This window comes from Pseudomonas asplenii, assembly GCF_900105475.1.
In the GTDB taxonomy this organism is placed as follows: Bacteria; Pseudomonadota; Gammaproteobacteria; order Pseudomonadales; family Pseudomonadaceae; genus Aquipseudomonas; species Aquipseudomonas asplenii.
This window is the reverse complement of sequence record NZ_LT629777.1, coordinates 2829962-2855027: the sequence shown is the minus strand read 5'-3', so window position 1 is coordinate 2855027 and position 25066 is coordinate 2829962. Positions and strand designations below refer to the sequence as shown.

The window sequence follows — 25066 nt, the reverse complement described above, 5'->3', positions numbered from 1 at the left end:
GGCGGCCTGTAGGAGCGGCCGGCCGCCCTGCAGGCAGACCCCAAAGGCACCTCGCACCGCTCCAATGTTCGATAATTTTCCTTTCAGCCAGTCTTGATGAATTTTTTCAATCAAGAGCGGGTGGCTGTGGGCGCGCTTATCCGCTAATATTTTCGAAAGTGAACATAAATGTTCGAATTCAAATATAGAAATTCTTGCGAGGCCACCGATGACGTCCACCACCTTGCCTGCACCACCCCTTGCCGAGATCTATGACATCGCCGTGATTGGCGGTGGTATCAATGGAGTCGGGATTGCCGCGGACGCAGCAGGTCGCGGTCTTTCGGTGTTCCTTTGCGAAAAGGACGATCTGGCCAGCCATACCTCCTCGGCCAGCAGCAAGCTGATCCACGGTGGCCTGCGCTACCTGGAACACTACGAATTCCGCCTGGTACGCGAAGCCCTGGCCGAGCGTGAGGTGTTGCTGGCCAAGGCTCCGCACATCGTCAAGCCGATGCGTTTCGTCTTGCCCCATCGCCCGCATCTGCGTCCGGCCTGGATGATTCGCGCCGGTCTGTTCCTCTACGACCATCTGGGCAAACGCGAAAAGCTTGCCGGCTCGCGTAGCCTCAAGTTCGGTGCCGACAGCCCGCTCAAGGCCGAAATAGGCCGGGGTTTCGAATACTCCGACTGCTGGGTCGACGACGCGCGCCTGGTGGTGCTCAATGCCATGGCCGCCCGGGAAAACGGGGCGCATATCCATACCCGCACCCGTTGCACCAGCGCCCGCCGGGCCAAGGGCTTGTGGCAGTTGGAGATGGAACGTGCCGATGGTGCACGCTTCTCGATCCAGGCCAAGGCTCTGGTGAACGCGGCCGGCCCGTGGGTTGCCAAGTTCATCAAGGATGACCTGAAACTCGACTCGCCCTACGGCATCCGTCTGATCCAGGGCAGCCACCTGGTCGTGCCACGACTGTATGAAGGCGAACACGCGCACATCCTGCAGAACGAGGACCAGCGCATCGTGTTCACGATCCCATACCTGGATCGCTTCACCCTGATCGGCACCACCGACCGCGAATATCAAGGTGATCCGGCCAAGGTGACGATCACCGAGGCGGAAACCGATTACCTGCTCAAGGTGGTCAATGCGCACTTCAAGAAACAGTTGAGCCACGGCGACATCCTGCACAGCTACTCCGGCGTTCGCCCGCTGTGCAACGACGAGTCAGACAATCCGTCGGCGGTGACCCGCGACTACACCCTGGCATTGTCGGCCAATGCCGAAGAAGCACCGTTGCTGTCGGTATTCGGTGGCAAGCTGACCACCTACCGTAAACTGGCAGAGTCGGCGATGGCCCAACTGGCGCCGTTCTTCACCCAGATGCGTCCCAGCTGGACCGCCACCTCGACCCTGCCAGGCGGCGAAAGCATGAGCACTGCGCAGGCTTTGGCCCAGGAGATCCGCAGCCGCTTCGATTGGGTACCGAACGACATCGCCCAGCGCTGGGCCGGTACCTACGGCAGCCGCACCTGGCGCCTGCTCGAAAGCGTCCAGGGCCTCGTCGACCTCGGCGAGCACCTGGGTGGCGGTCTCTACACCCGTGAAGTCGACTACCTGTGCAGCGAAGAGTGGGCGATGGCCGCCCAGGACATTCTCTGGCGGCGCAGCAAGCTGGGCCTGTTCACCAGTCCTGAACAGCAGCAGAAGCTGCAGGACTATCTGGACAAGTCCGAGCAGAGTCGCGGTAAAACCGAAGCGGCCTGAGTCCCCTACTGCCAAACAATATCTTTGTAGGAGCCGGCTTGCTGGCGAGAGCGGTCTGACATTCACCGTCCATGGTGTCTGACACACTGCCATCGCCAGCACGTCGGCCCCCTGCAAGACTGCACCCTCCTCTTTATCCCCTCATTCGGTTTTCCGAACAGCCAGTCGGCTTTCATTCGGTGAACCGGACGCCAGTTGCCTCAACTCCCACCGCAAAAACACAAAAAACCCTTATAAATCAATAGAAAAACCCTACGCACCGAGTGTGGCACGAGTCGTGCTCTCTACTCCTGTTACCGAATGCTCACTCAGCCCCTGGGGCCCTGCGAGCGGGTCGCGTTACCCGAGAGCCGACAGAACGGCTCCATAAGAAAAACAATCTCGAGGAAAGTCACTGATGCGTATCGTTCCCCACATCCTGGGCGCAGCCATCGCTGCCGCTCTGATCAGCACTCCAGTTTCCGCCGCCGAACTGATCGGCACCCTGAAGAAGATCAAAGAGTCCGGGACCATCACCCTCGGCCATCGCGACAGCTCCATTCCGTTTTCCTACATCGCGGATGCATCCGGCAAACCGGTCGGTTACTCCCATGATATCCAGCTGGCCATCGTCGAAGGCATCAAGAAAGACCTGAACCTGCCCGACCTGAAGATCAAGTACAACCTGGTCACCTCCCAGACCCGTATCCCGCTGGTGCAGAACGGCACCGTCGACGTCGAATGTGGCTCGACCACCAACAACGCCGAACGCGCCCAGCAGGTCGATTTCTCGGTCGGGATCTTCGAAGTCGGTACCCGCCTGCTGTCCAAGAAGGACTCCGAGTACAAGGACTTCGACAATCTCAAGGGCAAGAACGTCGTGACCACCGCCGGCACCACGTCCGAGCGCATCCTCAAGGCCATGAACGCCGACAAGCAGATGGGCATGAACGTCATCTCCGCCAAGGACCATGGCGAGTCCTTCCAGATGCTCGAAAGCGGCCGTGCGGTCGCCTTCATGATGGACGACGCGCTGCTGGCCGGTGAAATGGCCAAGGCCAAGAAACCGACCGACTGGGCCGTGACCGGCACCGCGCAATCCTACGAAATCTACGGCTGCATGGTTCGCAAGGACGACGCGGCCTTCAAGAAAGCCGTGGATGAGGCCATCGTCGGCCTGTACAAGTCGGGCGAGATCAACAAGATCTACGACAAGTGGTTCACCCAGCCGATTCCACCAAAAGGCCTGAACCTGCAGTTCCCGATGAGCGACAAGCTCAAGACCCTGATCGCCAATCCAACCGACAAGCCAGCCCCGGACGTCAAGATCTGAGTCACGGCTGACCTTGCTTCCCGAAACCGCCAAGGCGGTCCGGGAAGTCTGTTGCACACCTGCTGTACTGGCTTCTTTTGATCGTTACAGGAACAACACTCGGACCGCGAGCGGTACCGGTGTGCCCGACAGACACTGGCGGGCGGGGCGGAGTCCCGGGAAGCACGTGCTTGTACATCGATCGACCTGAGGGGAGACCCGAATGAATTACAACTGGGATTGGGGCGTGTTCTTCAAGACCACCGGCGTGGGCAGCGAGACGTATCTCGACTGGTTCATCTCCGGGCTGGGCTGGACCATCGCGATCGCCATCGTGGGCTGGATCATCGCATTGACCCTGGGTTCGATACTCGGCGTGATGCGCACCGTACCCAACCGCCTGGTAGCCGGTATCGCCACCTGCTACGTGGAACTGTTTCGCAACGTGCCGTTGCTGGTGCAACTGTTCATCTGGTACTTCCTGATACCCGACCTGCTGCCACAGAACCTGCAGGACTGGTACAAGCAGGACCTGAACCCGACCACCTCGGCCTATCTCAGCGTAGTGATCTGCCTCGGCCTGTTCACCGCCGCACGGGTCTGCGAACAGGTGCGTACCGGTATCCAGGCACTGCCACGCGGCCAGGAATCGGCAGCGCGCGCCATGGGCTTCAAACTGCCGCAGATCTACTGGAACGTACTGCTGCCACAAGCCTATCGGATCATCATTCCGCCGCTGACTTCGGAATTCCTCAACATCTTCAAGAACTCGTCCGTGGCCTCGCTGATCGGCCTGATGGAACTGCTCGCGCAGACCAAGCAGACCGCAGAGTTCTCCGCCAACCTGTTCGAAGCCTTCACCCTGGCGACGCTGATCTACTTCACCCTGAACATGAGCCTGATGCTGCTCATGCGCCTGGTCGAGAAGAAAGTCGCGGTGCCCGGCCTGATCTCCGTGGGGGGTAAATAATGGAACTCGACTTCAGTGACATCGTCCCGGCCATCCCCGGCCTGTGGAACGGCATGCTGATGACCCTGCAGTTGATGGTCCTCGGCGTCGTCGGCGGGATCATCCTCGGCACCCTCCTGGCGCTCATGCGGCTGTCTCACAACAAGCTGCTGTCGGGCATCGCCGGTGCCTACGTCAACTACTTCCGTTCGATCCCACTGCTGCTGGTGATCACCTGGTTCTACCTGGCGGTCCCGTTCGTACTGCGCTGGATCACTGGCGAAGACACACCGATCGGCGCCTTCACCTCCTGCATCGTGGCCTTCATGATGTTCGAAGCGGCGTACTTCTGTGAGATCGTCCGGGCCGGCGTGCAGGCGATTCCCAAGGGCCAGATGGGCGCCGCCCAGGCACTGGGCATGAGCTACGGTCAGACCATGCGCATGATCATCCTGCCCCAGGCGTTCCGCAAGATGACCCCACTGCTGCTGCAGCAAAGTATCATCCTGTTCCAGGACACCTCGCTGGTCTACACCGTGGGCCTGGTGGACTTCCTCAACTCAGCGCGCTCGAGCGGCGATATCGTTGGCCGTTCCAACGAGTTCCTGATCTTCGCCGGTCTGGCCTACTTCACCATCAGCTTTGCCGCCTCGGTGCTGGTCAAGCGTCTGCAAAAAAGGTTTGCCGTATGATCTCTATCAAGAACGTCAACAAATGGTATGGCGACTTCCAGGTGCTGACCGACTGCAGCACCGAAGTCAAAAAGGGTGAGGTGGTGGTGGTCTGCGGCCCTTCGGGCTCGGGCAAATCGACCCTGATCAAGTGCGTGAACGCCCTGGAACCGTTCCAGAAAGGCGACATCGTGGTCGATGGCACCTCCATCGCCGACCCGAAGACCGACCTGCCGAAACTGCGTTCGCGGGTGGGCATGGTGTTCCAGCACTTCGAGCTGTTCCCGCACCTGACCATCACCGAGAACCTGACCATCGCACAGATCAAGGTGCTGGGCCGTAGCAAGGAAGAAGCGACCAAGAAAGGCCTGCAACTGCTCGATCGCGTCGGCCTGTCGGCGCATGCACACAAGCATCCCGGGCAGCTCTCCGGCGGGCAGCAGCAGCGTGTGGCCATTGCCCGGGCACTGGCGATGGACCCGATCGTCATGCTGTTCGACGAACCAACCTCGGCCCTCGACCCGGAAATGGTCAACGAAGTGCTCGACGTGATGGTCCAACTGGCCCAGGAAGGCATGACCATGATGTGCGTGACCCACGAGATGGGCTTTGCACGCAAGGTCGCTAGCCGCGTGATCTTCATGGACCAGGGCAAAATCATCGAAGACTGCAACAAGGAAGAGTTCTTCGGCGATATCAATGCCCGCTCCGACCGTGCGCAGCACTTCCTCGAAAAAATCCTGCAGCACTGACAGAGCTGCTGCGCAGTCTTTGTGGGCGCGGCGTGCGGCGCGCCCACAAAGACAATCTGGTTGACCCAAGGCATCTGTGATGAAATGCGACACCCATCTCTATCGTGCGACGCCGCCATCACTTGCCGTGAAACCCCGCCTGATCCGCCACCTGTTCCTGCCGCCCCTGATCATCCTGTTGATGATCGGCCTGGGTTACGTCGGCTATCTGATCAGCGAGCACTACGGCATCCGTACCCTCAGCGAAAACGGCGAACGGGCGCTGGAGCTGCATGCGCGCACTGTCGAGAGCGAGATCAGCAAGTACACCTACCTGCCCAGCCTGCTGGAGCTTGAATCCAGCGTCTCGGATCTCCTGCACGATCCGGACGCAGAACACCGCCAGACCGTCAACCAATACCTCGAAGGGCTCAACCGCCGCAGCCGCAGCCGGGCCATCTACGTGCTGGATACCACCGGCCGGGTTCTGGCTACCAGCAACTGGCGCGACGCCGACAGTTACCTGGGCGAAGACCTGTCGTTCCGTGCCTATTTCCAGGACGCCGTACGCGGCCAGCCGGGGCGGTTCTACGGCATTGGCAGCACACTCGGCGAATCCGGCTACTACCTGGCCCATGGCCTTGAGGACCAGGGCAAGATCATCGGCGTGGCGGTCATCAAGGTGCGCCTCGAAGCGCTGGAAGAGCGCTGGCAGCGCGCCCGCCTGGAAGCCTTCGTCAGCGACGAGAACGGCATCATCATTCTTTCCAGCGACCCCAGCCGGCGTCTCAAGTCGGTCCGGCCGCTGACACCGGAAATCAAGGACCGCCTGGCCCGCAGCCTGCAATATTACTGGTGGCCGCTCAACGAACTGCAGCCGCTGGCGCGCGAACGCCTGGGCGATGGCGTCGAGACCCTGACCTTCCCCGCCAATCCGGAACTGGTCAAGGATGGCGACAATGTCAGCTACCTGGCCCAGACGCGCCGCCTGGTCGACACGCCGTGGAATTTCACGCTGCTCACGCCCTTGCAGGACCTGCGTCGGGAAGCCGCCAATCAGGGCGTCCTGGTCGCGGTGGCCTTTGCCCTGGTGGCGTTCCTGCTGATCGCCTGGAATGAGCGCCGCAAAGTGCTCGCCACCCGCCTCGCGGCGCGGGAAGCCCTGCAGGAAGCCAACAACCAGTTGGAGCGGCGCATCAGCGAACGCACTACCGACCTGCGCGCCAGTAATGACCGGCTCAAGGACCAGATCCGCGAACGACGCCAAGCCGAGGAAACCTTGCGCCGCGCCCAGGACGAACTGGTCCAGGCCGGCAAGCTGGCCGCCATCGGCCAGATGTCCACCAGCATCGCCCATGAACTGAACCAGCCATTGGCGGCCTTGCGCACGCTGTCGGGCAACACCGTTCGGTTTCTCGAACGTGGCGAGCTGGACGTGGCCAGCGCCAACCTGCGGACCATCAACGACCTGATCGACCGCATGGGCCGCATCACCGCCAGCCTGCGCGCCTTCGCCCGCCGCGGCGACGACAAGGGCGAGGCCAGCCTGGGCAAGTCCATCGATGCCGCGCTGCAGTTGCTGGGCAGCCGTATCGACGCCATGCACCTGAAAATCCATCGCGAGCATGATGACGTCCAATTGGCGATCGACCAGACCCGCCTGGAGCAGATCCTGGTCAACCTGCTCGGCAATGCGCTGGACGCCATGCAGTCACAACCGCTGCCGGAGCTGTGGCTGGAAGGCGACTTCGCCGAAGACAAGTATCGCCTGCAAGTGCGCGACAACGGCCATGGCATTGGCCTGGAAGCCCGCAAACACCTGTTCGAACCCTTTTTCACCACCAAGCCCGGCGCACAAGGTCTAGGATTGGGCCTGACCCTCTCGGCGAGCCTAGCGGCCGCCGCCGGCGGCAATATGGGCGTGGAACATCCGGCCGGCGGCGGCACCGCTTTCGTCCTCCATTTACCGCGGGTCAATCCTGCCAAGGCCGAGCCGATATGAACAACGACCTGACCGTCCTGATCGTCGAAGACGATCCCCATGTGCTGCTGGGTTGCCAGCAGGCATTGTCCCTCGAAGACATTCCCTGCGAAGGCGTCGCCAGCGCCGAAGCCGCCCTGGAACGGATCGGCGACAATTTCCCCGGCATCGTCATCAGCGATATCCGCCTGCCGGGCATCGACGGCCTGGAACTGCTGACGCGCCTCAAGGCCCGTGACCGCAGCCTGCCGGTGGTGCTGATTACAGGCCACGGCGATATCTCGATGGCCGTCGGCGCGATGCGCGCCGGTGCCTACGATTTCATGGAAAAGCCCTTCTCGCCCGAACGTCTGGTCGAGGTCGCCCGTCGTGCCCTCGAGCAACGCGGATTGGCGCGGGAAGTCTGGGCGCTGCGCCGACAACTGGCCGAGCGCGACAGCCTGGAAGGACGGATCATCGGCCGGTCGCCGGCCATGCAGAACCTGCGGGAGTTGATCGCCAACGTTGCCGACACCTCGGCCAACGTGCTGATCGAAGGCGAGACTGGCACCGGCAAGGAACTGGTCGCCCGCTGCCTGCACGACTTCAGCCGACGCCAGTCACAACAGTTCGTTGCGCTCAACTGCGGCGGCCTGCCGGAAAACCTTTTCGAAAGCGAGATCTTCGGCCACGAGGCCAACGCCTTCACCGGCGCTGGCAAGCGACGGATCGGCAAGATCGAACACGCCCATGGCGGCACGCTGTTTCTCGACGAAGTCGAAAGCATGCCAATCCCGCTGCAGATCAAACTGCTGCGGGTCCTGCAGGAGCGCACCCTGGAGCGCCTGGGCTCGAACCAGAGCGTCGCCGTGGACTGCCGGGTGATCGCCGCGACCAAGTCCGACCTGGACGAACTGGGCAAGGCCGGCGAGTTTCGCAGCGATCTGTATTACCGTCTGAACGTGGTGACCCTGGAGTTGCCCCCGTTGCGCGAGCGGCGCGAAGATATCCTGCAACTGTTCGAGCATTTCCTGCAGCAGTCGTCACTGCGCTTCGATCGCGCCGCGCCGGAACTGGACAACCAGACCCTGTCGAGCCTGATGAGCCACGATTGGCCAGGTAACGTGCGTGAATTGCGCAACGTCGCCGAACGTTTCGCCCTCGGCCTGCCGGCCTTCAAGAAATCCGGTGCACAAAGCACCGGCGGCCTGGGTTTCGCCGAAGCGGTCGAGGCTTTCGAACGCAACCTGCTCAACGACGCCCTGCAGCGCAGCCGCGGCAACCTCACCCAGGCCAGCCAGGAACTGGGCATGGCCAAGACCACCCTGTTCGACAAGGTAAAAAAGTACGGCTTGAGCCACTGACGTGGATCTGTGGGGCGTTACCCATGCTCCGCGTGGACTCCGTGACTTACACCAATCCTGTAGGAACAGGCGGTGCGGCGATCCGACTTGCCTGCGAAGGCTGAAGTCGGGGCGCTGCAAGGCTTGAGGGCCTATTCGCGGGCAAGCCCGGTTCCTACAGGACCGATACTGCAAGTGAAGCGGATGTATGACGCCACTGGTGTGGCCCGCCCTTTGCATTTACCTGCCAAAGCCCGAATTGCCTGACCTCCAGCCTGGAGAGGCAACCTGACATGCGGGCGCTGCCATGGGTAAATCACCGTTTTGAACATCTTAGATCTCGACCACAGCCTGACGGCCCAGGCGCCGATCCGCAGCCTGCTCGACAGCGGTCGCGCCACGCTGCTGGACCTGCTCGACCTGGGTCCGAAACTGCGTCTATGGACCACCGAACGCCAGTACCGACGCTTTACCGAACGCCTGCGCCAGCTCATTGCGCCGGCGGCGGGCCGACCGCAGATCATCTTTGTCGGCTCCGGTGATTACCATCACCTGACCCCGGCGTTTCTCGGCAACCTGCCGGAACCGATCAGCCTGATCCACTTCGACAACCATCCCGACTGGGTCCACCTGGCCCCACGCCGGCATTGCGGCTCGTGGGTCAACCGCGCGCTGAAGTTGCCGAACGTCCGGCGCATCGTCACCCTCGGCCCGTGCAGCGAAGACCTCGACACCCCGCAACTGCGCGGCGGCAATCTTGGCGCCTTGCGCCGTGGCGACCTGCAACTGTTTCCCTGGCAACACGCGCCCTCCAAGGTCTGGGGGCGGGTCGGCGACGGTGCGGGGCACCAGCAGCAGGAAAACCATCTGCACTGGCGCAACCTCGCCGACGAGCACTGGCCCAGCTTTCTCGAACAACTGATCCAGGGCCTGCCCACCGAGGCGATCTGGATCACCATCGACAAGGACGTACTGGCCAGCGAGGATGCCGCGACCAACTGGGACCAGGGCGGCATGCGCCTAAGCCACCTGCTCGAGGCCATCCGCGCCCTGGCCACGCACAAACGCGTGCTGGGCATCGATATCTGCGGCGAATTCGCCCAACCGGCCTTCAGCAACGCCTTCAAGCGCTGGGAAGCCAAGTCCGATCAACCGCCGGCCGAACGCTGGAGCGCTGCCGATCTGCAACGCAACGCGACCACCAACCAGGCGTTGATCTCACTGTTCGAGGAGCTGTTCCCGTGACCCTGACCGTTGTTCTACTGGTAGCCTTTTCCATTGTCCTGGACGTGGTCGGCCAACTCTGTTTCAAGATCGGCCTGGACCGTCTGCCAGAGCTTGAAGGCGGTTTTCGCCTGAATGCCTTCTGGGGCCAGGTGTTCAACGCGCCGCTGCTGTGGTGCGGCATCGGTGCCTATGCCGTGGAGTTCCTGGTCTGGCTCGAAGCCCTGTCGCGGGCGCCGTTGAGCCTGCTGTTCCCGGCTGCCGCGCTGGCTTATTGCGGGGTGGTGCTGGCGGGCAAGGTGGTGCTGGGGGAAAACGTCAGCCGTCGGCGCTGGATGGGCACTCTGGTGATCACCCTGGGCGTCATGCTGGTTGCCCTCTCGGGCAGTTGAGAATCAAGGAATCTATCTATGAGTCATGCAAAACACATCGACTGGCTTCACGGACGCCTGGGCACCATCGTCCTCTGGGCCTTGCTGATTCTCTTCGAAAGCGCCGGACAGATCGCCACCAAGGTCGGCGGTGACCAACTGGGCCAGGTGGATTTCAATCTGCAATGGCTCACTGCCGTACTCGCCAATCCGGGAGTCTGGGTGGCAATTGCCTGCTACATCGGCGCCTTTTTCGTCTGGATGCTGATCCTGCGGCGCAGCAGCCTGTCCCTGGCATTCCCCTTGAGTTCACTGGTCTTTGTCGCCGTGCTGCTCGGCTCGTGGCTGGGCTTGGGCGAACAGATCAGTACGCTGCACTGGGTCGGCGTGCTGGTAATCATCGGCGGCATCGCCTTGCTCGCCGAAGGCGAGGAGAACTGAGTGATGGCGAGGGGGCTATGCCCCCGCTGGGCCGCAGAGCAGCCCCAAAACCACCACCGCCGATCCTTCAGACAGAACGTATTGGCCGGTCTGCGGCTGCTTCGCAGCCGATCGGGGACAAGCCCCCTCGCCACAAAATCGGGTTTGAGGACTACCTGTTGTGTTTCAGCAGAAAGCCCAGCCCGTGGGACACCGGAATAACCTTCACGCCGGCCTCGCGCTGCTGCTCCCTGATCTGTGCATGAAACGCCTTGACCTTGGTCCAGTGCATCTTCGGCCGGTAGTGGTGCTCGGCGTGGTAGCCGTTGTTCATCCAGATCAGGTTGTAGAGCGTGCTGTAGGAGCTCACGCCCCAGGCGATCGGCAGGTCCGGATTGCCGCCCAGGTGCTCGTAGTAGCCATTGAGCGAAGACAGCGACTGCCCCAGGTACCAGAACGGCAGCAGCACCAGCACCGCATGCCAGTCATAGGCCGCCAGCGCCAGGTAGAACGCCACCGTCGCATAGATCTCGACCTTGACCCAGCGCGCATCCGCCGGATGCTTGCGCTTCATTTCTTCGTAGTAGGCCTTGGGATCATCACGGAAGAAACTCAGGAAGGCGTAGGCCCAGACGTTATCCGGCTGGCCGTCCTTGCCATGCAGGTAGATCGACAGCGGGTCGACGGTGGTGCCGTCCGCACCCGGCAGGTCGGAGTTGCCGCGATGGTGACGGTTGTGGATATCACGGTACATCGTCTGGGAAAACCCGATGGTCAGCGACAACAGCAGGTCGAAGCCGCGATTGAGCCAGAGTGGGGTGAAATAGGGATTGTGGATCTGGTTGTGGGAGATGCTGTTGATGCTCCACGACAGGCTGACGGCATAGAGCAACGCCGTCGGGATGATCAGCCACCAGGTGTGGTCGTGAAAGCCCAGCACCAGCCACAGTACGAAGGCGAAATGAGCCAGCGCCATGACAATGGGCACCAGGTCCCAGAGCGAATAGGCCAACAGGCGATAAGCAGGACGAGCCATCTGAAAGTTTCCCGGACAGTGATTACCGGGCCATCCTTTGCAAACGGCAGACCAGTTTTGCCAGCGCGGCTAAAACTCGCCTGCTCGCCAGGCGCCGTCAGAACTTGTAGCTGATCGCAGTCTGGACCTGGCCCTGGTTGTTATCGCCACGTTCCCTGACGATGCTGCTGTCAGCCGCGTTGCCCACCAGGTGAATCCAGCTGGCGCTGGTCATCAGCGACCAACTGCCACCCAACGGGATCGCAAGGTTCTGGGTCAGGGTGATGTTCTGCAGGCCGCCACCCGGCTTGTACTGCTCGATCCCGGAAGCCTGAGCCTCCTCGGCCGTCACACCGAAGAAGGTCCGGGTCTGCCGGGCATCGGCGAAATGCGCACTCAGGTTGCTGCTGCCGATGATACCCATGCCCAGCGGATACCCCAGCTCGCCACCGACCTTGCCCAACAGACCACCCTGGGCGTTGCCCGCACCGACTGCACTGCCGATCTGCACAAAGACCCGCCAGAAATCATCCGGCGCGTACTGCACATAACCGCCGACCTGAGCCATGTCCGGAACATTGCGCAAACCGCGCAGGTCGCCATTGGCGTTGCGCCCCGACAGATAGTTGATGAACGGTCCTGCTGTGAACCCGCTGTTCTTGACGGCATCCCAGGTCAGGCCATCGTCGCCATCGAGGCTGACGTCCCCCCAATCCAGGTCGAGATAGGGCAACGGCACCGTGTCGTAACGACTGCCCGAGGGGTCGTGGGGTTGATAACCGATACCGGCACCGATCTGCCCGCTGAGCCCTTCCTCGGCCAGCGCACTGGTGCTCAAGCCGCCCAGGGACAACAAACCGGCAAGCAGCACTGAGGGGGTAAACCTGGCCATGACACATTTCCTTGTTCTGAACATGCGCGCATCAATCACCAAAGCGGGGGTTGTAGGCAAGCACTTATCTTGTTTGTAGCAAACTACAAAAATTGTAGCTTCTCGTAGAAAAATTCATACCGCCATCACGCAAACCCCGTGAATAAAGGGCCTCCAGCGGTTTGGCACGCTCCGTGCTCTAGCCCTGATATGCGCAAGGTGCGCTCTCCATTCAACAGGTAACTGCAGATGATGCACTGGCATATCGTGTGTGACTTCGACGGGACCATTTCCCGCACTGACGCGATCGACAACATCCTGGAGCGTTTCGCCGACCCGAGCTGGGAAGCGATCGAGCAGGAATGGCTGGACGGTCATATCGGTTCGCGTGAATGCCTCAGCCGCCAACTGGCCCTGGTCAAGGCCACCCCAGCCCAATTGCTGGCCTACTTCGACACCATCGATATCGACCCGGACTTCCCCGACTTCGTCGACCATGTGACGAGCCTGGGCGCGACCATCGAAGTGGTCAGCGATGGTATCGAACAGGGTATCGCAAGGATTCTGTCGCGCAACTACGTGACTCTGATCCCGATCCTGGCCAACCGCCTGCGCCAGGTCGACCAGACCAGCTGGCGCATCGATTTCCCGTATTCCAGCGATGCCTGCCGCGCCGCCTCCGGCAACTGCAAGTGCAAATCCACGCCCAAGGGCAAACGCGTGCTGGTGATCGGCGACGGTCAATCGGACATGTGCGTGGCCTCTACCGCTGACTTCGTGTTCGCCAAGGACCGCCTGGCCGACCACTGCGAACGTAACGGCATCCCACACAAGCGTTTCGAATCGTTCGCCGAACTTCCCGCCTTGCTGGCTCTGCTGCCATCCAGCGAAGCCGCCAACGCCACCGCTTTCGCGCTCGACAGCGCCGAAAACTCCTCACAAACTCAGGAACTCTTCCACCATGTCTGAGATTCGCATCGCTACCGCCGAAGACCAGGTGCTTCTGGAAAAAGAAGCCAAGTACTGCTCCTACGGCGATACCGTTCACTACATCGAACCACCGCGCATTTTCAGCCGCTGCGAAGGCTCCTACGTCTGGGACACCGAAGACCAGGCCTACCTCGACCTGCAGATGTGGTACTCGGCCGTCAACTTCGGCTATGCCAACCCACGTCTGAACAACGCCCTCAAGCAGCAGATCGATACCCTGCCGCAGATCGCCAGCCAGTACCTGCACAAGGGCAAGATCGAGCTGTCGGAAATGATCGCGGTCGACGCCAAGAAGAAATTCGGCCTCGACGGTCGCGTGCATTTCAACGTCGGCGGTTCGCAGTCCATCGAAGACTCGCTGAAAGTCGTGCGTAACGCCACCAACGGCAAGAGCCTGATGTTCGCCTTCGAAGGCGGCTACCACGGCCGTACCCTGGGCGCTTCCTCGATCACTTCGAGCTACCGCTACCGTCGCCGCTACGGCCACTTCGGCGAGCGCGCGCAGTTCATCCCGTTCCCGTATCACTTCCGCGGCCCGAAAGGCATGACCAAGGAAGAATACGGCAGCTACTGCGTGCAGCAGTTCGCCCGTCTGTTCGAAACTGAATACAACGGCGTCTGGGACCCGAAAGTCGGCGCCAGCGAATACGCGGCGTTCTACGTCGAGCCGATCCAGGGCACCGGCGGCTACGTGATCCCGCCAATGAACTTCTACAGCGAGCTGAAGAAGGTCCTCGACCAGCACGGCATCCTGATGGTCGTCGACGAAATCCAGATGGGCTTCTGGCGTACCGGCAAGCTGTGGTCGATCGAACACTTCGACGTCAAGCCGGACGTGATCGTCTTCGGCAAGGCGCTGACCAACGGCCTGAACCCCCTGGGCGGCATCTGGGCTCGCGAAGAGTTGATCAACCCGAAAGTCTTCCCACCAGGTTCGACCCACTCCACCTTCGCCTCCAACCCACTGGGCACGGCGGTAGGCCTGGAAATGTTCAAGATGACCAGCGAAGTCGACTACGGCGCCATGGTCATGGCCAAGGGCAAGTATTTCCTCGAAGGCCTGCAAGACCTGCAGAAACGCTTCCCGATCATCGGCGACGTCGATGGCCTGGGCCTGGCCCTGCGCTGCGAAATCTGCGGTCCGGACGGTTTCACGCCAGACAAGGCGACCCTTGACTACATGGTCGAAGAAGGCATGAAGGGCGACATGGTGGTTGACGGTCAGAAACTCGGCCTGATCCTCGACGTCGGTGGCTACTACAAGAACGTGATCACCCTGGCGCCGTCGCTGGAAATCAGTTACCCGGAAATCGACCTGGGTCTGAAGCTGCTCGAACAGCTGCTGAACCGGGCCATGAAACGGTGAACATGGCCGAGATCGATCTGGGCGAAGGCGATGCCGGCTTCGTTCTCGGCGACGGTCAGGTCGGGGTCTTGCTGATCCACGGCCTGACCGGCACGCCGACAGAACTGCGCAAGGTCGCCCAGGGGCTGGTCAAGGACGGTACGTGCACCGTGTACGTACCCACCCTGCCCGGTCATTGCGGCGGCAATGCCGACCTGCAGGCGACCGGTTGGCAGGACTGGTACGAAGGCGTGCGCAAGACCTTCGTCGGCGTGAAGCAGCGCCACGCGCAGGTGTTCGTCGGCGGCTTGTCGATGGGCGCAGTGATGTCCATGTACCTGGCCTCCGAGTTCCCCGGCCAGGTTGCCGGGTTGTTGATGTATTCGACGACCCTGCGCTACGACGGCTGGAGCATCAGCAAATTTGCGTTCCTGACGCCGTTGCTGATGAGGATTCCGTTCGGTGTGCATGTCTGTCGGTTCGAGGAGAAGCCGCCGTACGGCATCAAGAACGAGCGTCTGCGGGCGATTGTCGAGCGCCAGATGAAGGCCGGCCAGAGCAGCGATGCCGGGCTGTTGACCATGGAAGGCATCACGGTGCGCGAACTGCATCGGATGAATGCCGTGGTCATGCGCCGCATGCCGGCGATCAAGACTCCGGCGCTGGTGATCCACTCCGTCGAGGACGACATCACCAGCCCGTGGAACGCCAATTACGTCGAGAAGCACCTGGGTGGCCCCGTCACCAAGGTGCTTCTCGACAATTGCTACCACATGATCACCGTCGACCTGCAGTACCGCGAAGTGATCGCCTTGAGCGCCGGTTTCATCGAGCGCCTGAGCGGCGTTTCGAGCCTCCGCGAAGACTATCGGCAACGGGCCTAAAGGACAGACCACGTGATTGACGCCCAAGCCTTCTCCAGCATCGAGGCGATTGACCGTGCAGCCTGGAATGACTGCTTTCCGGGCGCGCTGGAAAATTGGGAGTATTACCTGGCTGTGGAAAAGGCCGGCATCGACGACTTCGAATGGCGCTACCTGGCGTTGTTCGAAGACGGCCGCCTGCTGGCCGTCGCCCCCGCCTTCATCACCCGCTACAAACTCGACACCACGATGCAGGGGGTGGCCAAACGCGTGACCGGCTGGCTCAACCGGGCATTGCCAGGCCTTCTCGAATTGGGACTCTACGCCATTGGTTCGCCCGTGTCGGAGCAGTGCCATGCCGGCATCGCCAGCCAGGTGCCAGCGCAACGACGCCAGGCATTGCTGGAGCGCCTGTTGCGACTCGCGCGGGAAGATGCCGCCAGTCTGAAAATCAGCCTCACAGCAGTCAAGGACGCCCCCAGCGCCGACAACGACTGGACCAGCAGTTGCAAGGCCGCCGGCTTCCAGCAATTGCCCAGCCTGCCCGGATCGACGCTACCGGTGCCCTTCGGCTCGCTCGACGCCTACCTCGGCTCCCTGGGCAAATCCACTCGCAAGGACCTGCGGCGCAAGCTACGCACACCCGGGCCACGGATCGAGTGGCGGCGCAACATCGATGATGTACTGCCGCAGGTCATGCGTCTGTACGAGTCGACCCTGGCGCGCAGCGAAACCCAGTTCGAACGCCTGCCGGCGGACTATTTCACCGGTGTGCTCGAACAACTGGACGAACGCGCTGCCTGCGTTCTCTACTGGATCGACGATCGGTTAGTGGCGTTCAACCTGATCCTGCTGGATCAGGATCGGCTGATCGATAAATTTTTCGGTCACGACCTGAACGAAACCCGTCAGCACAACCTCTATTTCCGTAGCTGGATGGCCAATGTCGAGTACTGTATCAAGCAGGGCATCGCCCGGTACGAATGCGGTCAGGCCGGTTATGCCAGCAAGATCCGCCTGGGCTGCACGTTCCAGGGCAACAACCTGTTCTTTCACCATCGAAACCGGCTGGTCAACAACCTCCTGAAACTGGTCAAATTGATTGTCCGCCCGGATCGATTCGACCCTGCCATGGCTGCCGCGATAAGCGAAACCTGATGACTCCTACCCCAGAACGCCGCCGTAAACGCCGCCCCTTCTCGATATCGCGCTGGAGTGTGCAGCGCAAACTGTTGCTGGCGTTCTGGCTGGTCAGCGTCGTGCCGACCATGATCGCCGCCGAACTGGCGGCGACCACCCTGTCGCAGATTTTCGACAGTAATGTGCGCATCTGGCTGCAGGAGTCGACCAAGATCGTCAAGGACGAGATCAGCGAGATCCAGCGTGACAACGCGCGGGTCGCGCAATTGTTCCTGCTCTACACCAGACCGCCGACTTCGCGCCAGGCGGCCAAGCATGACAAGCTGACCGCCGATATCGCCGATGCGATGGGCATCGACATCGTCGCGCTGATCCGCACGCAGGATCACAAGGTGGTGTTCAGCACCGCCTCCGACGATATCGTCGAACAGGTCAGCACCGCGCCCAATGCCGTGCTGCAGACCATCAAGGTCGCGGGCGTACCGACCGGCGTGGTGGTCTCGATGTTCCCCAGTACCCAGGAAGGCGTCGACTATCAACTGATGATCGCCACTTATCTGGACAGCAGCTTCCTCAACAGCGTCGCCGATGTCCATTCCCTCGACCTGCGCCTGTACCTGGCGAACGCCAAGGGGTTCGCCGAAATCTTCTCGACCCAGCGCTTCGACGATCATCCGCTGCAGATCCCGACGAAAATCGAAAAAAACCTGCGCGACACCCGACTGCCGAGCGAACTCTTCACCAGCCGCTACAGTGGCCTGTACTGGCCGATTTTCAACGATACCGGTGACCTGCAGGGCGTCATTTTCAGCGGCCTGTTGCGCCACAACAGCCTGGTCGGCCTGGTCAACCAGAGCAACCTGTTCATCCTGATTTTCCTCGTGGGCTCGGCACTGTCCCTGAGCGTCGGCTGGCTGGTCTCGCAACGCCTGACCCGACCGTTGCGGGGGCTTGCCGAAGGGGTCGGAGCGGTCATCTCCGGCAACTACAACAAGCATGTCCCGGTGATCGGCAGCGATGAACTGGCCGAACTCAGCCATACCTTCAACCACATGACCGAACGCCTGGGTGAACTGCATCACCTGGAAGCACAACTGCGCCGCCGTGATCGCCTGCACGCGCTGGGCGAAGTCGCCATGGGCCTGGCCCACGAAATCCGCAATCCGCTGGGCATCATCAAGACCGCGACGCAACTGCTGCACCGTCGGGCCAACCTGCCGGACACCGACAAGCGCCACCTGGAATACGTGATCAGCGAAGTGTCGCGGATCAATGACCTGATCACCGAGTTTCTCGATTTCGCCAAGCCGAACGCACCGATTCGGGTTCTGCAGCCCGCTCGGGCCCTGGCCGAAGAAATTCTCGGTTTCTGTGCCCCGGAGCTGACGACCCACAACATCGATGCGCACATCGACGAGCAGGCCCCCGGGGCCACGCTGTACGCCGATACCGGCCAACTGAAACAGGCCTGCCTGAACCTGATCCTCAACGCCATCGACGCCATGCCCAACGGCGGTCGCCTGACGCTCGGCATCGATATGGACCAGCACTACACCGTCATCAGCGTCACCGACACCGGCCAGGGTATCGAGGCGGACATGATCGAGCGGATCTTCACGCCGTTTGTCACCACCAAGGCCTCGGGCACCGGCCTGGGCCTGGCCAAGGTTTTCTCGATCATGGAAAACCATGATGGGCGGATCGAATGCATCAGCGAGAAAGATGCAGGCGCCTGCTTCAAGCTGTACATTCCGGCCCATGGCGAAGACCTGGACGCCGAGGATGACGAGGAACATGACGATGACGCATAAGGTCCTGGTGGTCGATGACGAGCCCAAACTCTGCGACCTGCTCAGTTCGGCCCTGAGCCATAACGATATCCAGGTGTTCACCGCCGGCAACGGCCTGCAGGCGCTGGTGGTGCTGGACCAGGAAGAGATCGACCTGGTCATCAGCGACTGGCGCATGCCCGGCATGGATGGTCCGCAGTTGCTGGCCGAGATCAAGTCGCGCTTCCCGCAATTGCCGGTCATCGTGATGACCGCCTACAGCACGGTGAAAAACGCCGTGCAATCGATGCGCAACGGCGCCTTCGACTACATTGCCAAGCCGTTCGACATCGACGAGCTGGACATCACCGTCAGCAAGGCATTGCAGTTTCGCGACATCCTGCGCGACAACGCGCGGATGCGCGCCGAGCTGGACGAACACCAGCAGATCGACAGCCTGGTGGGCGACAGCCCGACCTTTCGCCGGGTGCTGCAGGCGGTCGATTCGGTACGCGAGAGCAACGCGACCATCCTGCTGACCGGCGAGAGCGGCACCGGCAAGGAGATGGTCGCCCGGGCGATCCACCAGCACGGCAACCGCGCCGACAAACCCTTTGTCGCGGTCAACTGCGCGGCGATCCCCGAAGGGCTGCTGGAAAGCGAAATGTTCGGCCACCGCAAGGGGGCCTTTACCGGCGCCGTCTCGGATCGGGTCGGGCGCTTCATGCAGGCGGACAAGGGCACGTTGTTCCTCGACGAGGTCGGCGACATGCCGCTGGCTCTGCAGGCGAAGATTCTGCGTGCGCTGCAGGAGCGGGTGATCGAGCCGGTAGGCGACACGCGCGAACGCAAGGTCGATGTGCGGGTGATCGCCGCGACCAACAAGAACCTGCTCGAAGCGGTGGCGAACAAGGAGTTTCGTGAAGACCTCTACTATCGCCTGAACGTCTTTCCGATTCCCTTGCCGGCCCTGCGCGAGCGGGCCGAGGACATCGCTCCACTGGCCCGGCATTTCGCCCGTTCCCTGGGTGCCAGCGCCGGCAAGCGCATCACTGGGTTCAGCCCGCAGGCGCTACAGGCGATGGCCAACTACAACTGGCCGGGCAATATTCGCGAACTGCAGAACTGCGTGGAACGCGCGACCATCGTCGCCGCGAACCCGGTGATCGAAGAAAGCGACCTGCCCGCGTACCTGTTCAGCCCATCGCAGACGGAACCGGGCAACCCGACCGTGGCGCTCAATGCCGGCCCGGCGATCCCCAAGGACCTCGACGCGGCACTGGCGGAAGTGGAAAAGGGCTACATCCTGGCGGCCTTGCAGGAAACCAATGGGGTCCAGGCCGCCGCCGCGCAGATGATCGGGATCTCCGAGCGCAGCTTCTGGTATCGCCTGAAGAAGCTGGCGATCCAGGTAGAAAAGATCATCCGCTGACCCCCACGACACATCCTGCGGCGCATCGCCCCCCTGTAGGAGCGCGCTGACTTCATGGCCTGAAGCCCATTCCCATCAAAGCTGCGCGACGTGGCTGACATCCTGCTGATGCGCCCGCAGATAAGGCAGCACCGCCGCCAGCAACGGGGCCTTGAACGCCTCCTGGAACCGATGGGCCAGCCCCGGGATCAGCACCAGTTGGCTGCCCTGGATATGCGCCGCCAGGTGCACCCCATGCATCACCGGCAATAACGGATCGGCGGTGCCATGCACCACCAGGGTCGGCACGCGTAACTGGTTGAGCAGCGGCACCCGGCTAGGCTCGGCCAGTATCGCCATGATCTGGCGCTTCACCCCTTCCGGATTGAACGCCCGATCATAAGAGGCCGCGGCCTGGCGCAGCAGCTTGTTCCGATCGTCCTTGACCTGCGGACTGCCCAGCGCCGCCAACAGGTCGGCCTGCTGCTCGATGGCCACCTGGCGATTGGGCGCACTGCGCCGCGACAGCAACTGCACCAACGCCGCACTCGGCGCCGGCAAACCTTCGGCACCGGAGCTGGTCATCACCAGCGTCAGACTCTCGACCCGCTGCGGAGCCATGGCCGCCACACGCTGGGCGATCATCCCGCCCATGCTGGCACCGAGCACATGAAACTGCTCGACGTGCAGTGCATCCATCAGCCCCAACGCATCGCCGGCCATGTCGGTCAGGCTGTAGGGCGCCGATACCGGCAAACCGAGCTTGTAGCGCAGCACTTCGAAGGTCAGGTTGGCACTCGCCGGTGCATGGCGCCAGGTCGACAGACCGACGTCGCGGTTGTCGTAGCGAATCACCCGGAAACCCTGCTGGCACAAGGCGACCACCACTTCGTCCGGCCAATGGATCAACTGACCGCCCAGGCCCATGATCAGCAGCAGCGCCGGGTCCGAGGCACGGCCGATGCTCTGGTAGGCCAGGCTGACCTGATCCAGATCGACATGCTCGGTGGGAACATTGACATCGCAGCGGCCAGCGGCAAATGCCGGCAAGCCGAACAGCAAGGCGGCCAGCAGAACTGCCGCAGAAAGAAAACGTACATGCATGAAAAAATACCGAAACGCAGAACCCCAGTGGAGCGCGAGTCTGATGATATTTGTTGCAGCGCGCTGCCACAGTTCAATGACAGTTTGATGAAGATTGCATCGGCGGTATCGGCCTATCGGACAAGTCACACGTCTATCGCCAGAGGCGGCAGTCGACAGCCGCGTCATCATGAGACAAACTCACGCTTCTAGCGTCCTTTGCCAAAAATTGCTCATGGAGCCTCTGGTGCTCGAAATCCGTCACTTGAAAACCCTGCATGCCCTGCGTGAGGCCGACAGCCTGGTGGAAGCCGCCGAGCGCCTGCACCTGACGCAGTCGGCCCTCTCCCACCAGTTCAAGGAACTGGAGGAGCGCCTGGGCATGACGTTGTTCGTGCGCAAGACCAAACCGGTACGGTTCACCAGCGCCGGCCTGCGTCTGCTGCAACTGGCGGATGCCACCTTGCCGCTGCTGCGCGCGACGGAACGGGATATCTCCCGGCTGGCCGGTGGTACCGCAGGTCGACTGCACATGGCGATCGAATGCCACAGTTGCTTCCAGTGGCTGATGCCGACCATCGACCAGTTCCGCGATGCCTGGCCGGAAGTCGAACTGGACCTGGCCTCCGGCTTCTCCTTTGCACCGCTGCCGGCCCTGGCCCGAGGCGACCTGGACCTGGTGGTCACCTCCGACCCACTGGACCTGGCGGGCATCACCTACGTGCCGCTGTTCACCTACGAGGCAATGCTCGCCGTCGCCAACCAGCACGCCCTGGCGAGCAAACCGTATATCGTGCCCGAGGATCTGGCCCGGGAAACCCTGATCACCTACCCGGTGGAACGCGACCGCCTGGACATCTTCACCCGATTCCTGGAACCGGCCGATATCGAACCAGCGCAGGTGCGGACCTCGGAACTGACCGTGATGATGATGCAGTTGGTGGCCAGCGGCCGCGGTGTCTGCGGCATGCCGCACTGGGCGCTGCACGAATACAGCTCGCGCGGTTACGTGAAAGCCAAGCGGCTGGGCGAGAAAGGCCTGTTTGCCACACTGTACGCGGCGATTCGCACCGACATGCTGGAGGTGCCCTATATGCGCGACTTTCTGCTGACGGCCAAGGACACCTCGTTCTCCACCCTCGATGGCGTCAGCGCGGTACGCTGACGCGACCTTCTCAGGCGGCCCGGCGTTGTTCGAGCATCAGCCGCAGCGCCAGGCCGCCCAGCACGAAGCCCATGACATAACGTTGCACAGCCAGCCAGCGCGGGTTGTGCATGAACCAACTGGCCAGACCGCCGGCAAACAGCGCGATCAGCAGGTTGACGGTGAAGCTCACGCTGATCTGGGTGACGCCAAGGGTCAGGCTCTGGGCGAACACCGAGCCGTGCTCCGGGGTGATGAACTGCGGAAACACCGAAAGGTAGAACACCGCGATCTTCGGATTCAGGGCACTGGTGAGAAAGCCCATGGTGATCAACCGCGCGGACGAATCAGGCGGCAACTGCCGAGGCTCGAACGGCGACCGTGCCCCAGGCTTGAGCGCCTGCCAGGCCAGCCACAGCAGGTACAGTGCACCGGCCCACTTGAGCAACTCATAAGCCAGCGGCACGGCCATGAACACGGCGGTCAGGCCCAGCGCGGCAGCAAACAGATGGACGAAGAAACCGCCCACCACCCCCAGCAACGACACCACACCGGCCTTGGGGCCCTGGCAGATCGAACGGGAAATCAGGTAGATCATGTTCGGTCCCGGCGTCAGGACCATCAACAGTGAAGCGGCGGCGAAGATCAGCAGGTCTTGAACGGGGATCATGGACGGTCCTCGGGAGGTTTCGCTCAGGCGTCGGGTGCAAGCGAAGCACGATAGAACGGCAGGATCAGGTCCCGTGTCAACGGCGCCAGACACAGATTGCCGTCGGACGCCGGATCGATCCACACCACTTCCTCGATCTCGGCAGCCGGCTCGACCGCTTCGGCGATCTGCAGCAGAAACAGTTCGGCCTGTACCTCGAAGCCCGGCTCGTTGGCAGCCGGTGCGGAAAATTTTCCGAGGTAGCGGGCAGCGGCAGGATCGACCCGCAGCCCCAGTTCTTCCTCAAGTTCGCGGGTCAGGGCGTGCACCGGCTGCTCATGGGGTTCGATCTTGCCGCCGGGTTGCATGAAGGCCAGGGTGCCGCGTTTGCGGACCAGCAGAGTACGGCCATCGGGGCCGATCAGCAGGGCTGCGGCAATACGAATCGTCCTGGAGACAGTAGAAAGAGTCATGGCGTCAATGCAATCCCGGCAAAGGGCGCCAGGATCACACTCGCCGGGACAACAGGCAAGCCCGCCAAAGGTAGGCTTGTCTGGCTGAACTCAGGTCACCTGCTCCAGCGGCGTGACCTCTTCCGGCACCTTGACGAACACGCTGTACTTGGCCCCCTCCATCGCCTCGAAACCGATCAGTTTTTCCACCAACGGCCCACTCAAGACCTTGCCGGCATTGAGCAGCAGCATGCCATTGTCGGCATTGAGGTTGCGTGCCAGGACCATGCCTGCCGCCAGCTCGCGGGTGCTCAGGACCTTCACCGTCGGGTCGCCGGCGGTGACATCGCTCAGGTGCTCGGCGCAGACCTTGATAAAGGGTTCCACCAGCTCGGGATCATAGAGACGCCCGGCATACTTGCGGATGAACAGCAGGGCTTCGTCACTGTTCAACCGTCGTTCGAGAATCAGCCCATGCTGCAACTCGATGAAATCGACGGCCAGCTTCAACACCCGTGAACCCAGGGGAATCGCCTCGCCCTTGAGATGATCGGGGAAACCGCTGCCGTCCCAACGCTCCTGATGATGCAGGATCAGCCGCGCCGCATCCTGCATCGGTTCCAGCGTCATCAGCAACGACTCGCTCTGCTTGGGATAACCGCGATAACGCTCGCGCTCGGTATGGTGCAACTGATCGGCCGGAGCGCCCATCATGCCGTCCGTCCAGCCCATCTTGCCGATGTTGTGCAAGGCCGCGGCCATCGCCAGGTTACGGCTGTCGGCCTCGTCCAGCGCGTTGGCCTTGCTCCAGGCACGGACCAGGTCGATCACCGCCCGGTTGGTCTGCTTGTCCTTGGGCAAGCGCCACTCGACCATCCGCGAAAACACCTCGGCGGTCACCGCGTAGCTGCGCTTGAGCTCTTCGTAGGCCAGGTCGAGCATATCGGCGGTCTGCTGGACCTCGCTGGTTCGCGCCAACACCCGTTTTTCCAGCGTCTCGTTGAGCTGCTGCAACTGTTGGTTCTGTTCCCGGGCCAACACCTGCAGGCGCTGTCGTTCGCGCTCCGAATGCTGGTAGGCCAACGCCTGACGCACCGTCAGTCCCAGTTCTTCGTCGTTCCAGGGCTTGCTGAGATAGCGATAGATCCGCCCTTCGTTGATCGCCTTGGTGATCATGTCCAGGTCGGCATAACCGGTCAGCAGGATCCGCAGGGTCGAGGGGTACAGCTCGTGGATGCGCGCCAGCAGGGTCGCGCCATCCATGTTCGGCATGCGTGCATCGCTGATCACCAAGTCGACGGGCTGCTCGGCCAGGATCTCCAGCGCCCGAGCCCCGCTGTCGGCCAGAACCACCTCATAGGGCTGGCTACGCAGCAGTCGCCGCAGGCTGTTGAGAATCGACTCTTCGTCATCGACCAGCAGAATACGGGGCCTGGTCGGGGAACCGACGGCGGATTCATCCATGGCGCACCTCATGTCGTCGTGGGCTTCAGATTACGGGACCGCGAATAGCCGGCAATCCCTGTCCTCGCCCTAAGGGTAGATGCTTTTACGCCGGATGAATGGTAAACGCCCTCTCTTCGCCAGCACTTGAAGAAAACTGCATCTATGCTGCAAGCAGTCGAGC

General features: G+C 61.9%; 23 protein-coding genes. 17 read left to right on the top strand and 6 right to left on the bottom strand.

The window, feature by feature from the left end:
* The first annotated feature begins 208 nt into the window (after positions 1–208).
* From glpD to BLU37_RS12970, 10 genes are all read left to right on the top strand, one after another.
* A complete protein-coding gene (glpD, locus tag BLU37_RS13015) occupies positions 209–1747 on the top strand; it encodes a glycerol-3-phosphate dehydrogenase (RefSeq protein ID WP_090205444.1) in 1539 nt (512 codons plus the stop codon).
* Positions 1748–2144: 397 nt separating this feature from the next.
* Entirely contained in the window at positions 2145–3059 is a 915-nt protein-coding gene (locus BLU37_RS13010; protein WP_090205442.1) for a glutamate/aspartate ABC transporter substrate-binding protein, read from the top strand.
* A 202-nt stretch (positions 3060–3261) separates the two neighbouring features.
* Complete coding sequence (locus BLU37_RS13005; RefSeq protein ID WP_010450339.1) at positions 3262–4008, top strand: amino acid ABC transporter permease; 747 nt, start codon at positions 3262–3264, stop codon at positions 4006–4008.
* Positions 4008–4679, top strand: coding sequence for an amino acid ABC transporter permease (locus tag BLU37_RS13000; RefSeq protein WP_090205438.1), 672 nt, complete (start codon positions 4008–4010; stop codon positions 4677–4679). The genes BLU37_RS13005 and BLU37_RS13000 overlap by 1 nt, the downstream gene beginning before the upstream one ends.
* The gene (locus tag BLU37_RS12995; protein WP_090205434.1) at positions 4676–5410 is read left to right on the top strand and encodes an amino acid ABC transporter ATP-binding protein; all 735 of its coding nucleotides are present in this window, start codon (positions 4676–4678) and stop codon (positions 5408–5410) included. Before BLU37_RS13000 ends, BLU37_RS12995 begins: the two co-directional genes overlap by 4 nt.
* Before the next feature lie 79 nt (positions 5411–5489).
* Positions 5490–7391: a two-component sensor histidine kinase AauS gene (gene aauS / locus BLU37_RS12990; protein WP_090205431.1), complete on the top strand. Its 1902-nt coding sequence runs from the start codon at positions 5490–5492 to the stop codon at positions 7389–7391.
* Positions 7392–7435: 44 nt separating this feature from the next.
* Positions 7436–8713: a two-component response regulator AauR gene (gene aauR, locus BLU37_RS12985; RefSeq protein ID WP_232000512.1), complete on the top strand. Its 1278-nt coding sequence runs from the start codon at positions 7436–7438 to the stop codon at positions 8711–8713.
* A 303-nt stretch (positions 8714–9016) separates the two neighbouring features.
* Positions 9017–9937 carry an arginase family protein gene (locus BLU37_RS12980; RefSeq protein WP_019360122.1) on the top strand — a complete coding sequence of 307 codons (921 nt, stop codon included), beginning with the start codon at positions 9017–9019 and terminating at the stop codon, positions 9935–9937.
* Positions 9934–10308 carry a DMT family transporter gene (locus BLU37_RS12975; RefSeq protein ID WP_010450327.1) on the top strand — a complete coding sequence of 125 codons (375 nt, stop codon included), beginning with the start codon at positions 9934–9936 and terminating at the stop codon, positions 10306–10308. The genes BLU37_RS12980 and BLU37_RS12975 overlap by 4 nt, the downstream gene beginning before the upstream one ends.
* An 18-nt stretch (positions 10309–10326) precedes the next feature.
* A complete protein-coding gene (locus BLU37_RS12970; protein WP_010450325.1) occupies positions 10327–10728 on the top strand; it encodes a DMT family transporter in 402 nt (133 codons plus the stop codon).
* Between the two features lie 151 nt (positions 10729–10879).
* Here the strand turns inward: BLU37_RS12970 and BLU37_RS12965 are convergent, their stop codons facing one another.
* Both BLU37_RS12965 and BLU37_RS12960 read right to left on the bottom strand, forming a co-directional pair.
* The gene (locus BLU37_RS12965) at positions 10880–11743 is read right to left on the bottom strand and encodes a fatty acid desaturase family protein (protein WP_090205426.1); all 864 of its coding nucleotides are present in this window, start codon (positions 11741–11743) and stop codon (positions 10880–10882) included.
* 97 nt (positions 11744–11840) lie between these two features.
* Positions 11841–12614 (bottom strand): MipA/OmpV family protein, encoded by a 774-nt coding sequence (locus BLU37_RS12960; RefSeq protein ID WP_010450321.1) that lies wholly within the window; start codon positions 12612–12614, stop codon positions 11841–11843.
* Between the two features lie 228 nt (positions 12615–12842).
* Here BLU37_RS12960 and BLU37_RS12955 point away from each other — a divergent pair, with 228 nt between their 5' ends.
* Genes BLU37_RS12955 through BLU37_RS12930 form a run of 6 tightly spaced genes read left to right on the top strand, consistent with a single transcriptional unit; the run spans position 12843 to position 20132 of the window.
* Positions 12843–13562 carry an MtnX-like HAD-IB family phosphatase gene (locus tag BLU37_RS12955; RefSeq protein WP_010450319.1) on the top strand — a complete coding sequence of 240 codons (720 nt, stop codon included), beginning with the start codon at positions 12843–12845 and terminating at the stop codon, positions 13560–13562.
* The gene (locus tag BLU37_RS12950) at positions 13555–14949 is read left to right on the top strand and encodes an aspartate aminotransferase family protein (RefSeq protein ID WP_010450317.1); all 1395 of its coding nucleotides are present in this window, start codon (positions 13555–13557) and stop codon (positions 14947–14949) included. The genes BLU37_RS12955 and BLU37_RS12950 overlap by 8 nt, the downstream gene beginning before the upstream one ends.
* Positions 14946–15812, top strand: a complete 867-nt coding sequence (locus tag BLU37_RS12945) for an alpha/beta hydrolase (protein WP_090205424.1) — start codon at positions 14946–14948, stop codon at positions 15810–15812. The genes BLU37_RS12950 and BLU37_RS12945 overlap by 4 nt, the downstream gene beginning before the upstream one ends.
* Before the next feature lie 12 nt (positions 15813–15824).
* Positions 15825–16949: a GNAT family N-acetyltransferase gene (locus BLU37_RS12940; protein WP_090205422.1), complete on the top strand. Its 1125-nt coding sequence runs from the start codon at positions 15825–15827 to the stop codon at positions 16947–16949.
* Positions 16949–18742, top strand: a complete 1794-nt coding sequence (locus BLU37_RS12935; RefSeq protein ID WP_090205417.1) for a sensor histidine kinase — start codon at positions 16949–16951, stop codon at positions 18740–18742. Before BLU37_RS12940 ends, BLU37_RS12935 begins: the two co-directional genes overlap by 1 nt.
* Positions 18732–20132 carry a sigma-54-dependent transcriptional regulator gene (locus BLU37_RS12930; RefSeq protein ID WP_026007324.1) on the top strand — a complete coding sequence of 467 codons (1401 nt, stop codon included), beginning with the start codon at positions 18732–18734 and terminating at the stop codon, positions 20130–20132. The genes BLU37_RS12935 and BLU37_RS12930 overlap by 11 nt, the downstream gene beginning before the upstream one ends.
* 75 nt (positions 20133–20207) lie before the next feature.
* Here the strand turns inward: BLU37_RS12930 and BLU37_RS12925 are convergent, their stop codons facing one another.
* Positions 20208–21215 (bottom strand): alpha/beta fold hydrolase, encoded by a 1008-nt coding sequence (locus BLU37_RS12925; RefSeq protein WP_090205414.1) that lies wholly within the window; start codon positions 21213–21215, stop codon positions 20208–20210.
* A 226-nt stretch (positions 21216–21441) separates the two neighbouring features.
* Here BLU37_RS12925 and metR point away from each other — a divergent pair, with 226 nt between their 5' ends.
* Positions 21442–22359: a transcriptional regulator MetR gene (gene metR / locus BLU37_RS12920; protein ID WP_090205411.1), complete on the top strand. Its 918-nt coding sequence runs from the start codon at positions 21442–21444 to the stop codon at positions 22357–22359.
* Positions 22360–22369: 10 nt separating this feature from the next.
* On the opposite strand, the gene BLU37_RS12915 is transcribed toward metR, so the two are convergent.
* From BLU37_RS12915 to BLU37_RS12905, 3 genes are all read right to left on the bottom strand, one after another.
* Positions 22370–23008, bottom strand: a complete 639-nt coding sequence (locus BLU37_RS12915; RefSeq protein ID WP_090205408.1) for a LysE family translocator — start codon at positions 23006–23008, stop codon at positions 22370–22372.
* 23 nt (positions 23009–23031) lie between these two features.
* On the bottom strand, positions 23032–23460 hold the full coding sequence (locus BLU37_RS12910; RefSeq protein ID WP_090205405.1) for an NUDIX hydrolase: 429 nt from the start codon (positions 23458–23460) through the stop codon (positions 23032–23034).
* A gap of 90 nt (positions 23461–23550) precedes the next feature.
* Positions 23551–24903: an HD domain-containing phosphohydrolase gene (locus BLU37_RS12905; RefSeq protein ID WP_010450301.1), complete on the bottom strand. Its 1353-nt coding sequence runs from the start codon at positions 24901–24903 to the stop codon at positions 23551–23553.
* Positions 24904–25066 lie beyond the last annotated feature (163 nt).